This window comes from Gilliamella sp. B3022 (assembly GCF_028751545.1).
Lineage (GTDB): Bacteria > Pseudomonadota > Gammaproteobacteria > Enterobacterales > Orbaceae > Gilliamella.
The window spans coordinates 2,242,220-2,254,859 of sequence record NZ_CP071867.1; the positions used below are offsets into that span (position 1 = coordinate 2,242,220).

Below are 12,640 nucleotides of genomic sequence, written 5' to 3' on the forward strand. Positions count from 1 at the left end.
ATGGTGGTTTTTTATATCTAAAATTGGAGAGAAAATAACAATTATTTCAGGAGTTTTACAAAATGGGCTAGGCGAGCCGATTAATGGTTTGCTGTTGCTGCGAGCAATGCGCACTACCTCTAATGTTATAGAAAATACCTATATTCAGACCAATATAACAAACGGACAATATCACCTAAATTTACAACCATGTGAATATGATACATGGTTGGTAATAGAGGGATATAATAAAAATACTTTGGGCACAATTCAGATATTAGCCGATACTCCAGATGGTTCATTAAATGATTTACTGATCAATCCGACTAATGCAGAGATTATAACGCCAGAAATCTTACAACAGGTTAGCGAATTGCGAGATCAAACTAAAAAATACGCTGATACAATTGATCTATCCAAATTTATTAATAAATCGGGAGATGCAATGTACGGGCAACTTATTGCCGATACGTCAGGGATAAAATTCCCTATTGATAATAAAGCGTCCGTTGTAAATAGTGCTAATGATGATGGATTTTTGTTTCAGTATCATGATGTCGAAACAGGGCAAAAACATACATTGCTGCAATTCAAATGCAAACAAAACCAGTGGGATTTTGAAAATACTGACAATGTTACCATCAATAATAAGACCGTTCTAAAAATGGGGGATTTTGGTCTTGGGGCATTAATGGGTGCAGTTGCTACTAATTTTAACGACCATTTGGTAGGAGGATTTTATCAGGGGCGTAGTACATCATTTCCAGAATTATCGGGGAATAACACATTGACGCTGATTGTATATCCTAGTAACAGTTCTGCATATCGCGTAGAGCAAATAGCGGTAGTTAATGGTGAAAAACCAAATATTTATTACCGCTGTAAAACAGCCAAAGGGGCACAGCCATTGTATGAAGTCATTACAACAGCTAACTCAACGGTTGATAGTAACGGAACCTTAAAAAAAGCATCACCAATAGTGCAGTTGTTTGCCAATGATGATATTGATGCTGTTGATGGTTTTACTCAGTCAGGGTGTGGTTTAGTTAATAGTATGGCTCATGGTGTCAAAGCTATACGCATTGATGTGGGGCATTATGAGATTCATGGTAGTTTAGGATTTGCAAAGGATGGTTGGTACATCACACTACCTGAAGATGCAAACGGTAATAAAAAAATATTTGCCGAATATTCAGTTAACGATAATGTAATTATGGTCAAAACCTATACTAGAAAATTTAGCACTAAATTGTGTAAGATTGTGGCAGGGGAGCCTATTGATATTCCTGATGGGCGTTGGATTGATTTGCGTCTTGACATGCCAGAAAGAACTGAACAGGATGAATTAATCCCGTCTGTGTTAAATCCGATTGTCACTAATGATAATAACGGTTAAATAATTAACCGCTATTATTTAATTCAGATAGTTGAACTATGGCGGTATCGATATCATTAAATTTAACCTCCCTCAATGCTTCAACTGGGAGGTTCCACCATTCCAATTTACTAAGTTTTTCTATTATATCTTGGCTAAATCGGTATCTAATTATTTTAGCAGGATTGCCGGCAACAATAGCATAATCAGGAACATCTTTTGTTACCATGGCACATGATCCTATGATTGCTCCATTCCCTATTGTTATTCCACGCTTAATTACAGCTTTAGCGCCAATCCAAACATCATTTTTTATTATTGTATAGTTGTTGGATGCAATGAAATGTTCCCCAGTTACACCAATCGAATTAGCCCATTGAGGATCACATTGGAAGGGATGTGTTGATAGCCAGTTTAGAGGGTGAGGATCTGGAGCAATTATCACATCACAAGCTATTGAACAAAATTTACCAATAGTTACATGACTATTAACAAGCGCATTACTATTGAGATATGTGTATTGACCAATAACTGATGATTCATGCACAATAGCACCAAAATTAACATAACTATCAAGATTCAATTGGTTATTTTCTGTAGCTGCTGTTACTTCTGTGATTTCCGAGTTTTCTTCGTTATTTTTATCACTAGGTTGCTCGTTACTTTCTTTATTTTTAGGTGTGCTATCTAAGATAACTTTATTATGGACTTCTTCATTAACGTGTATACCACCATCTAATTTTGCCGATATTTTATTTAAATTTCTTTTTAATTTAATTCCAGTTTTTTGATAAAACCAAGTCCTAAAGCCCATAATAGTTAAAAATTCCTTTTAAAAAATTGCATTATATTATGATCTAAATCTATAAATCAATCTTTAACTTACAATGTTCAACGGCAGATTGATACGATTTAAAAATACCAACTTTATTTAATCCATTGTTTCGATAAAAACACCACCATTCTTTATTGACATCAAGTGACGGAAAAATCAGGTACGAATCATTTTTGCAATTGTAAATTGAATCGTTATCTGGGTCGGTTAGTATGTAAATCGTTTTTGTGTAGTTTATTGTGATCTAGTTATGAAAGGTTAGTTAGTTTTATTCATCATAAACTAATATTTTTTTGGAGTGTGAATTGAAGTGAAAAGTTGGAAAGTGGATCGCAAAAATTTGCTAAAAATGGTACGAGTTTTACCCCAGTTTTACCCCTTTATTAAAATTGTGATGAAGATTAATTCTTTTGAAGCCTTTTCGCATAAGGCTTTAGGATGGTACGCCCGGGTGGACTCGAACCACTGACCCCCACCATGTCAAGGTGATGCTCTAACCAACTGAGCTACGGGCGTATATCGGAAACACGCAAATATTAACGGGCAATTCGATTTGTATCAAGTAAAAAATTTAAAAATAGCTGTTTTTTTAATCTGTCGAAGCATAAAGATTATAAAGTAGCCAATAATTGGTGTTTAATTGTTGAGTTAAAGAGGATGAAAGTGAGATTATTTTACATTATTATCATTCGTGAAAAAATTATGCCTTCCGATATAGCAAATAAATATGAGTATGAGGTGGTTTGTTGAAATTATTTTAGCTATACTCCCCCGAATTGTTTAATGAGTTATTTGTTTTGGTTAATATGTCGATAAAAGATCAGATTGAAGATGTTCTACACAATGTGTTTGGATATAAATCATTTAGAAATCAGCAGAAAGAAATTATTGAATCAATTATCGATGGTCGAGATACATTAACAATTATACCAACTGGTGGGGGAAAATCGCTATGTTATCAAATTCCGGCAGTATTACTACCTAGTACTGCGTTAATCATTTCCCCATTAATCTCATTAATGAAAGATCAGGTTGATCAACTGCTTGCTAACGGTATTCCAGCTGCTCTTCTCAATGCTACGCAGTCCTTGGCAGAACAGCAAGAGGTAATAGATAAATATTTAAAACACTCGATAAAGTTATTATACATATCGCCTGAGAGACTTGCTGTAGGTTCATTTATTTCAATGATTCAAAGTCATCCTCCATCACTTATTGCTATTGATGAAGCCCACTGTATATCACAATGGGGGCATGATTTCAGGCCTGATTATCGACAACTTGGACAATTGTCCACTCGGTTTCCTAACGTTCCAATTGTAGCGTTAACCGCAACAGCCGATAAGATGACACAAGCGGATATTATTCATCAATTACAGTTAGTCGATCCTTTGGTTGTTGTTCGTAGTTTTGATCGACCTAATATTCGATATACAGTTGTTGAAAAATTTAACTTAACAGAACAGGTAGTTTGTTTTATTGAAACTCAAAAAGGGAATAGCGGTATAATTTATTGTTCGAGCCGTTCTAAAGTCGAAGATATGACGACTCGACTTGCAACTCGGGGATTTTCTGTTATTGCTTACCATGCTGGTCTTTCTTATAGTGAGCGTCAAAATGCTCAGGAAGCTTTTTTGAAAGATAATGTGCAAATCATTGTTGCTACTGTAGCATTTGGAATGGGTATTAATAAACCTAATGTTAGATTTGTTGTTCATGCTGATTGTCCTAGAACTATCGAAGCCTATTATCAAGAAACGGGCAGAGCGGGGCGAGATGGAGTACCAGCAGAAGCTATTTTATTGTATAAAAAAAATGATTTGAATTGGTATTATCAACAAATCTCTGAAAAAACGGATGGGGTACATAAAGAAATTGAACAACATAAAATCGATGCTATGGAATCTTTTGCACAAAGTTTAACTTGTAGACGAATGGTTTTACTAAACTATTTTGGCGAAATAAGAAATGAGCCTTGCAATAATTGTGATATTTGTCTTTATCCTCCAGAACAGTATGATGGTTTAATTGATGCACAAAAAGTTTTATCTTGTATTTACCGAGTAGAACAACGTTATGGTGCACAATACATTGTTAATGTCTTACGAGGTTCTGCTCGATCTCAAATTAAAGAAAATGGTCATGATAAGCTGTCTGTTTATGGTATTGGTAAAAGTCAATCGAGTAATTATTGGTTAAGTGTGATTCGACAATTAATTCACTTAGGTTATTTGGTTCAAAATATTTTAACTTCTTCAACTTTACCAACTTTACAACTGACTCAAGAAGCAAGAAAGTTACTTAGGGGTGAAATTCCATTATCCTTAGCCAAACCTCGTCTTGAAATTGTTAAAAAAAGCCGCTTAAATCGTTATGCTCGATCAATAAATATGACGGCAATGTTATCTTTTGAAGAACGTATTTTATTTAATAATCTTAAAAGATTACGTAAAGATATTGCTGATACTGAAGATGTTCCACCTTATATTATTTTTAGTGATGCAACATTATTAGAAATGGTACAAACAACGCCAGAAAGTAAAAAAGAACTGATTAATGTTACTGGAGTGGGAAAAATCAAATTGGAAAAATATGGAAATTTATTTTTAGAGGAAATTAAAGAATTTATAATAAAAAATATATAACTTGATGAATTCTTGACTATAATAACGATTAACGAAAAAATATAGTATTTCTAAAAAGTAAATCAAAAAATAGTAAAAATGGAGTTTTTATGTCACCTATGAATGACATGCCACAAATGTTGGCATTAGTACTGTTACTGGCTATTCTTTATCTTGGAGATATCGTTTCAATCCGCACCAAAGCATGGGTTCCTTCTGTATTTATTTGTGCAGTACTTTTTTTATTAGGGTACTGGACATTCTTTCCCGCCGATATTGTAGCACGAGCAGGTATACCAACAGTGGTTGCTGTTATGTTTATGTATTTACTCATTGTCAACATGGGTACTCTTTTATCGGTTAGGGAATTATTATTACAATGGAAAACCATCTTAATTACTCTTGCTGGAATTTTTGGCATTATCATTGTGTCTATTATAATTGGTTATCTATTTTTTGATTTTAATACAGTAGTTGTTGCTATTCCTCCTTTAGTGGGTGGTATTGTTTCAGCAATTATTATGGCAAATGGTGCAACCCAAGCTGGATTGCCAGATTTGGCCGTCTTTGCCATTATTATTTATGTGATGCAAGGATTTATCGGTTATCCCCTTACTTCCATTATGCTTAAGCGAGAAGGACGAAAAATTTTAAAACAATATCATGCAGGCACTTGGCAGATAAGTAATGATTCAAAATCATCCATTGATAAACAACAAGCGATATCGTCGGATGAAAATCCAATGCCAAGTTTATTTGCAAAAATTCCTGCTAGCTACAATTCATCGTATTTTATTTTTTTACGTATTGCGGTCATCGGTTTATTGGCTTACTTAGTTTCTGAAGTTTTTAAACCAATTATGAGTGTCAGCCCTTTTGTATTATGTTTGTTATTTGGTGTGATTGCTGCAACTTTTGGTTTTTTAGAACGCCATCCATTAAAAAAAGCAGGTGGGTTTGGAATTACTGTGATGGGGTTGATGTTGTTTATTTTCGATACTTTAAGCCGAGCCACACCTGAAATGCTTGTACGTTTGCTAACTCCCTTAATTATCTTCATTTTATCTGCAGTTGTCGGGATGTTCATTTGTTCGGTTGTTGTGGGTAAGATATTAAAAGTGAGTAAAGAATTAGCTTTTTCAATTGCACTTACAGCATTGTATGGTTTTCCTGCTGATTACATCATTACTAATGAAGTTATTAATAATTTAACTAGAGATCCAAAAGAAAAAGAAGTGCTAACCAGTCATATGTTACCACCAATGTTGATTGGAGGATTTATATCCGTAACCATCGTTTCAGTCGTATTAGCAGGTATTATGGTGAATATGATAGTAGGACCTGCAACGATAATAAATTGAATATAATAGAAAAACAGTATTTGTAATGTAATAAATCATTATAAAATCTAACAAATCTAAATAAATACGTTAATTAAAAATGACTTGTAGCGTAAAAAAGATTAATAATATTTATTTGATGACAGCAAGAAAATATCTAATTTAATCAAAAAGATAATTAATAGAAATATTGAAGGCAGTGAAATGACGAATAAAAACATAAAAAAATTAATACAACAAAATCTTGATGAGATGGTCGCTTTTCGTCGCGATCTTCATCGTCATCCAGAATTACCATGGGAAGAGTTTAGAACCACAGATAGAATAGCTCAAGAATTAGATAAAATAGGAATTGCCTATCGTCGTACTGAGCCTACAGGTATTATTGCTGAAATTGAAGGAGGCAAGCCAGGTAAAAGAATCTTACTCAGAGCAGATATTGATGCTTTACCTGTACAAGAGCTTAGTGAAAACATTGATTATAAATCAATGTTTGATGGTAAAATGCACGCTTGCGGTCACGATACTCATGCATCAATGTTACTGGCAGCTGCAAGAGTGCTTTATAAAATTCGTGAGCAATTAAAAGGTAATGTAAGGCTTGTTTTTCAACCTGCTGAAGAAATAGCTCAAGGTGCCAAAAGCATGGTTAAACAAGGTGTGCTTGATGGTATAGATAGTGCATTTGGTATGCATATTTGGTCACAGATGCCTGTTGGTAAAATATCTTGTGTAGTCGGTTCGAGTTTTGCTTCTGCTGATTTGTTGACTGTGCGTTTTAAAGGAAGAGGGGGGCATGGCTCTATGCCACATGACACTGTTGATGCGGTAATGGTCGCTTCTGCATTTGTTATGAATGTTCAATCTATTGTTTCGCGCGAAATATCACCGCTTGATCCTGCTGTTGTTACAATCGGTCGTATGGATGTAGGTACCCGTTTTAATGTAATTGCTGAAAATGCGGTATTAGAAGGAACGGTACGTTGCTTTAATATTACTGTACGTGACAAAATTGAATCGGCAATTCGACGTTATGCTAATCAAATTGCCGCAATGTACCGAGCAACAGCAGAAGTAGAATATATCTATGGCACCCTACCTGTTATTAATGATAAAGAAAGCGCATTACTAGCACAAAAAGTAATTGTCGAATCATTTGGTGAACAGGCACTTTATTTTGAGGCACCAACTACAGGGGGGGAGGATTTTAGTTACTATACGGAAAATATACCAGGTGCTTTTGCTTTAGTTGGTTCGGGTAATCCTGATAAAGATACACAGTGGCCACATCATCATGGATGTTTTAACGTGGATGAAGATGGTATGGCATTAGGTACTGAACTCTATGCTCAGTATGCTTGGTCTTATTTAAATCAAAATTAAATTTGTAAAAAAGTTTTAGGCTAGCTATACCTTTAAGTTAAAAATACTACTTTTAGTATAGCTTGCCTTGTGTTAGTCAGAATGATAAAGATTTATTTTTTTGAATTATAACTACATTAGTAATTTTAATATGGCACGAATATATAAACTCAATGAGTTATACTATTTGTGGTACTCATTTTAGAGTATCTTTGCTTCATTGCGAACATTATACTATTGAAAATTCGTTTCCATATTTTATCCAGATCTGAGATCACAAATCATTGTTACTAATTTACTTTCTTCAAAAAATGTTATGAATAATTTATTATGTATTAATTAAATAGAGATTCATCAATACTTGGAAAGAAAGGTTTTATTATGTTATATAAGTGATCGGCTTGTTTGGTATTGCCCGCATATTTGGCTGCGAGTCTTGCGTAACACCCACATGGCCAGTTCTTTCTTTTACTTTTTTCAAAGCAATCATATAATGTCTCATACACTTCAACGAGTGTGATGTCTGTGTTACTAATTTTTATAGTATCAATATTTGGTTGCGTAAAATGCTTAAGTAAAATAGCTCGGGCTAAATAATAAATAATATAATAATCCGATTCTGAGATCTTCTGTCTTTTACTCCAAAGTGATATACCAATGGAAATTACTTCATCATGTTTAAATTGCATAGCAAGTGAACAGAATTTACTGAGGGAAAAATCAGGATGAATCAGGGCTGGAAGCGTTTCGGTAATGTTGCGCGTCCATACTATTCCTGTTTTTATTATTTTGGCCGGAGAGCCAGCAATCATTGAAAAATCAATAAATGATCCATTAACAAGAGTTCCAGCTCCAACAACGCAGCCTTTATTGATTCTTGCACCTTTTAATATAATCGTATCGCGTGCTAACCAAACTTTATCTTCAATGACAACATCTTTAGAACGATTTATTCTTTTGCCAGTTTGCCTATCAAAAATACCATGCATGTCTGAATTGTAGATCCTACAATTAGCAAATAAACAGTCGTCACCGATAGAAATTGCACCATTTTCTGCTACATGTATGAAAATCATATCATTACAAATCAACCCATTACCTATAGTTAATTTGCAGTTTGATTCAATGATAATTCGACCTCTTAATTCACACAGATCGCCAATTTCTAACTCTCCACCGTTCCGAATTGTTATCGATGCTGAATTAAACTTAGTTCCATAACCTATTTTTATTTTTGGTTTGGACTCTGAATATTCAATATAGGATGAATACATCTCAATCCCGTTTGAAATTTCAAACGGAATGTCAGAATTATTTTTTAGTGTTGTTAAAATATTCAAAATTTTTTAATATCAAAGTGAAAATATTCCTAAAATATCATATCATATGAAAACTGTACATATCTCGGTTACGAGATCTTAACTGTTAGTTAATAGTGATTGGCTTATTTTTTATTAAATAAGGATTTTTTAGTGATCAGAATTTATCATTTACAATTTTATTCAGCCTGAGAGTGAAGTAATCAATTAATTTCTATTTTGTAAAAAGTTTCAGAATAAGCTTACATTTATGTAAAAACCAGTTGTCCAATATTAAGTCGGTTATTGGCTTGTTGCAGACTAATTTAGGACTTTATGCTATGATAAAAACCAATTTCATTCATAAAAAGTAATGGTGATTATGAGTTATCAAGTTCTAGCACGTAAATGGCGACCAAAATCATTTTCAGAAGTGGTAGGTCAGCAGCATGTTTTAAAAATTTTATCTAATGCGCTATCTCTAGAACGAGTTCATCATGCTTATCTATTTTCAGGTACTCGAGGCGTTGGAAAAACATCTATTGCTCGTTTATTAGCAAAAGGTTTAAACTGCGAAACGGGCATAACAGCCACACCTTGTAGTGTATGTGATAATTGCCGTGATATTGAGTTAGGACGCTTTGTTGATCTACTTGAAATCGATGCTGCTTCTAGGACTAAAGTAGAAGATACTAGAGAGATCTTGGATAATATTCAATATCTCCCTACTAAAGGTCGATTTAAAATTTATCTCATTGATGAAGTGCATATGTTATCACGCAGTAGCTTTAATGCACTACTTAAAACATTAGAAGAACCACCAGAACATGTCAAATTTTTGTTAGCCACAACTGATCCCCAAAAATTACCAATAACTATATTGTCGCGCTGCTTGCATTTACATTTAAATGTACTTGATACTTCGCTAATTGCTGGGCAACTTTCTCATATTTTAAAATTGGAGCAGATTAAAAGCGATCCTAAAGCTATTTCGTTATTGGCTAAAGCCGCGAATGGCAGTATGCGTGATGCATTAAGCTTAACGGACCAAGCCATTGCACTTGGTAATGGTGAAGTTGATGCTGCATCAGTTAAGATGATGTTAGGTACTCTTGATAAATCTATCCCTTTTTCACTGATTGAAGCACTTTACCATAATGAAGGTAATACCTTAATGCAGCATATTGATATGGCAGCTACGCAAGGTGCAAATTGGGATTGTTTGTTAGCAGAAAGTATTGCACTTTTACATCAAATAGCTCTGTTGCAAGTTGTACCAACGGCATTAGGTGATTACATAGACCAAGAAGAGCGTATTCGTTTTTTAGCAAAGCATATGGCGCCAAACGATGTACAGTTATATTACCAAATCCTATTAATGGGTAGAAAGGATTTGGCATTTGCTCCTGATAAAAAAATTGGCACTGAAATGAGCTTTTTACGTGCTTTAGCTTTCATGCCTAAAAATATTAATAAAACTACAGAACCTAAATCCAATATTAAGCCACAGGTTGAGTTACGAGATGTACCTGAACCAAAGTCTCAGTTACAATCCACTCAATTTTTATCAAAAAAAAGAGCAATGCAGAGTCTAAATCTCACTTAATTTCAGATCAAAATAACAATATATTGATTGACTCTCAGCCTATGCCTGTTGAACATTCAAGTGTTCAAGATGTATCGATTCCCGATGATGCATCATCTGTTACAAAAAATATATTAGAAATGCGAATGCAATTATTGAAAGGGGAACAAAAAACAAAAAAGTTTAAATCCAAAGTTGAGTCATTAGATCCAAAAACCGAGATAATCCATTCACCAATATCTTATGCTAAAAACATTTCTCAACTTACTGATAATACACAAGTAGAGTTAAAAACTATTGATAAAGATGAAAGTGACAACGAAACCCAAGAAGTCATTACTGCTGAAAATTATCAGTGGCAAGCTTGCGGTTATGTTGAGACTAAAGATGATTTAATTATTGACACTAAAACGTTCCGGGAATCGCTCAATGGAGATAAAACTCCTGCAATAACGAAAAAATTAATTGAGGAAACGGCACAAAAAGATGCATGGTGTGCTGAAATAGAACGGCTAGATTTATCGCCGTTAATCAGACAAATTGTTAGTAATTCATTTATTGAACAAATTGATGAAAATAATATTATTTTACATATGCGCTCAGCGTTAAAACATCTGGTTAACTCATCTTGTAATGTGACTAAAATAGAAAAAATTTTAGCTAATCATCGTCAACGAGCATTAAAAGTAAAGATTATTCTAGATGATAATAAGAATAATAAAACGCCTTTAGAAATGCGTGAAGATCTGTATCAACAAAAGCTTACACAAGCTAAAGTGACCATAAATGAAGATCCAAAAGTGTCGATGATCTGTCAATATTTTGAAGCGAAGATTGATGAGGCGAGTATTCGTCCTGTATAATTATGGGCTAAATTTTTTTTAATGAGGAATAAATATGTTTTCAGGCGGAAAAGGTGGTTTAGGTAATTTAATGAAGCAAGCTCAACAAATGCAAGCAAAAATGCAACAAGCACAGGAAGAAATTGCTAAATTAGAGGTGACGGGTGAATCAGGTGCAGGATTGGTTAAAGTTACTATAAATGGTGCACATAACTGTAAACGTGTTGAAATTGATCCTTCTTTAGTTACTGAAGATGACAAAGAAATGCTGGAGGATCTGATTGCCGCAGCATACAATGATGCAACCCGTCGTTTAGATGATGCTCAAAAAGAACGCATGGCTCAAGTGACTGGTGGTATGCAATTACCTCCCGGTTTTAAAATGCCATTTTAAACAATCTTTATTTGCTATAATAAATATTTTGAATTTGAATTGATTTAATTTCAGAATTCAAATAGGCAGAAAGAACAATACTAATTTCTTTCTGCTTAATTTGATAGAATTATTTACCAATAAAAATAAAATCATTAACTAATTTTTCATTATCATAAGTCATATCGCTTAACCTTTTTTTAAAAATTTCACACAAATCGTGTATCGAAATTTCCTTGACTTTGACATTATCATAATCATTTATTTCTTTGCTTTCACCTTTGGTTACAATCCAGACTTGTTTATTTTTACCTGTAAGTACCATTGTTTTTGGTGTAATACCACCATCAATTTTTTTTATGTTGAATGTCAGTTGTGATTTTTGGTTAAGCTTATTAATATAATTTTCTATTTGTTCTTCTTTATAAGATTCAAAATCGCTTTTCAATGTACAGTCATACATTACGGCTAAATTATCAATAATAAAAAAACCATCAGCTTTACCTGCTTGGCAGTCGCGATCGAATTGAAATATTTTATTTAAACCAATTAATTTTAATAAATCAAATACTGAATCTTCAAATGCAATAGGATCTGTTATGGATTTGATTTGTAGCACAGAATCAATTAAACGAGTTTTATAAGATTTAGCATCAATATTATTCTCCAATGAATTATCATCAGACAAATTCTGCTCATTATTTTTTGTTTCTTGATTATTTAAAAGTTTAATGTTCGTGGCGAATCTTATTCCTGAGTCTTTTTCATTAGCTGTAAAAGTAACTCGAGAGCCTATTTTCAATTCATCAATGTTTAAATTACTTAAATCTTTTTTTGTAAAATAATAATCATTTTTTTCATCTAATGCTCTTATAAATCCATAATAGCTGTCTTCATTATTTTTATCCGGATACAGGTTTTTGATTTGACTAATCACGTATAAGGCTCCTTAATAGCTTGAGGTGTTCTAAAAAAATAAATAACTCAACTGCTTAATTGATAGTCAATACTATAAATACATTTGGCG

The 12,640-nt window shown here is 33.4% G+C and carries 9 protein-coding genes, 1 tRNA gene and 1 pseudogene; 7 read left to right on the forward strand and 4 right to left on the reverse strand.

The genetic code is table 11. The features are described from left to right. Positions 1 to 94 precede the first annotated feature (94 nt). Positions 95 to 1,375 carry a phage tail fiber protein gene (locus J4T76_RS10260; protein ID WP_443135224.1) on the forward strand — a complete coding sequence of 427 codons (1,281 nt, stop codon included), beginning with the start codon at positions 95 to 97 and terminating at the stop codon, positions 1,373 to 1,375. Between the two features lie 4 nt (positions 1,376 to 1,379). Here J4T76_RS10260 and J4T76_RS10265 read toward each other — a convergent pair whose 3' ends face one another. Together J4T76_RS10265 and J4T76_RS10270 are read right to left on the reverse strand one after the other, a co-directional pair. Beyond that, positions 1,380 to 2,168 (reverse strand): CatB-related O-acetyltransferase, encoded by a 789-nt coding sequence (locus tag J4T76_RS10265; RefSeq protein ID WP_267340752.1) that lies wholly within the window; start codon positions 2,166 to 2,168, stop codon positions 1,380 to 1,382. A 460-nt stretch (positions 2,169 to 2,628) separates the two neighbouring features. Next, a tRNA-Val gene (locus J4T76_RS10270) sits at positions 2,629 to 2,705 on the reverse strand. A 290-nt stretch (positions 2,706 to 2,995) separates the two neighbouring features. On the opposite strand from J4T76_RS10270, the gene recQ reads away from it, so the two are divergent. From recQ to J4T76_RS10285, 3 genes are all read left to right on the forward strand, one after another. Next, on the forward strand, positions 2,996 to 4,834 hold the full coding sequence (gene recQ, locus J4T76_RS10275; protein WP_267345714.1) for a DNA helicase RecQ: 1,839 nt from the start codon (positions 2,996 to 2,998) through the stop codon (positions 4,832 to 4,834). A gap of 107 nt (positions 4,835 to 4,941) precedes the next feature. After that, the gene (locus J4T76_RS10280) at positions 4,942 to 6,174 is read left to right on the forward strand and encodes a hypothetical protein (RefSeq protein WP_416380224.1); all 1,233 of its coding nucleotides are present in this window, start codon (positions 4,942 to 4,944) and stop codon (positions 6,172 to 6,174) included. 183 nt (positions 6,175 to 6,357) lie between these two features. Further along, positions 6,358 to 7,536, forward strand: a complete 1,179-nt coding sequence (locus J4T76_RS10285; protein ID WP_267356047.1) for a M20 family metallopeptidase — start codon at positions 6,358 to 6,360, stop codon at positions 7,534 to 7,536. 314 nt (positions 7,537 to 7,850) lie between these two features. On the opposite strand, the gene J4T76_RS10290 is transcribed toward J4T76_RS10285, so the two are convergent. After that, complete coding sequence (locus J4T76_RS10290; protein ID WP_267340757.1) at positions 7,851 to 8,789, reverse strand: acyltransferase; 939 nt, start codon at positions 8,787 to 8,789, stop codon at positions 7,851 to 7,853. Positions 8,790 to 9,195: 406 nt separating this feature from the next. Here J4T76_RS10290 and dnaX point away from each other — a divergent pair. The 3 genes and pseudogenes from dnaX to J4T76_RS10305 form a co-directional block, all read left to right on the forward strand. Next, positions 9,196 to 10,329: pseudogene (dnaX, locus tag J4T76_RS10295) on the forward strand (DNA polymerase III subunit gamma/tau); the annotation flags it as partial. Between the two features lie 131 nt (positions 10,330 to 10,460). Next, positions 10,461 to 11,261: a DNA polymerase III subunit gamma/tau C-terminal domain-containing protein gene (locus tag J4T76_RS10300; protein WP_274460473.1), complete on the forward strand. Its 801-nt coding sequence runs from the start codon at positions 10,461 to 10,463 to the stop codon at positions 11,259 to 11,261. Between the two features lie 34 nt (positions 11,262 to 11,295). Further along, positions 11,296 to 11,634: a YbaB/EbfC family nucleoid-associated protein gene (locus J4T76_RS10305; protein ID WP_086271892.1), complete on the forward strand. Its 339-nt coding sequence runs from the start codon at positions 11,296 to 11,298 to the stop codon at positions 11,632 to 11,634. Positions 11,635 to 11,743: 109 nt separating this feature from the next. On the opposite strand, the gene J4T76_RS10310 is transcribed toward J4T76_RS10305, so the two are convergent. Further along, the gene (locus J4T76_RS10310) at positions 11,744 to 12,550 is read right to left on the reverse strand and encodes a cold-shock protein (RefSeq protein ID WP_267340761.1); all 807 of its coding nucleotides are present in this window, start codon (positions 12,548 to 12,550) and stop codon (positions 11,744 to 11,746) included. Positions 12,551 to 12,640: the final 90 nt, after the last annotated feature.

What these genes read in the sequence shown, in the direction of transcription:
- J4T76_RS10285 (WP_267356047.1), top strand. Translation starts at nt 6,358, where the DNA reads ATGACGAATAAAAACATAAAAAAATTAATACAACAAAATCTTGATGAG.
- J4T76_RS10280 (WP_416380224.1), top strand. Translation starts at nt 4,942, where the DNA reads ATGCCACAAATGTTGGCATTAGTACTGTTACTGGCTATTCTTTATCTT.
- recQ (WP_267345714.1), top strand. Translation starts at nt 2,996, where the DNA reads ATGTCGATAAAAGATCAGATTGAAGATGTTCTACACAATGTGTTTGGA.
- J4T76_RS10290 (WP_267340757.1), bottom strand. Translation starts at nt 8,789, where the DNA reads ATGTATTCATCCTATATTGAATATTCAGAGTCCAAACCAAAAATAAAA.
- J4T76_RS10305 (WP_086271892.1), top strand. Translation starts at nt 11,296, where the DNA reads ATGTTTTCAGGCGGAAAAGGTGGTTTAGGTAATTTAATGAAGCAAGCT.
- J4T76_RS10300 (WP_274460473.1), top strand. Translation starts at nt 10,461, where the DNA reads ATGCCTGTTGAACATTCAAGTGTTCAAGATGTATCGATTCCCGATGAT.
- J4T76_RS10265 (WP_267340752.1), bottom strand. Translation starts at nt 2,168, where the DNA reads ATGGGCTTTAGGACTTGGTTTTATCAAAAAACTGGAATTAAATTAAAA.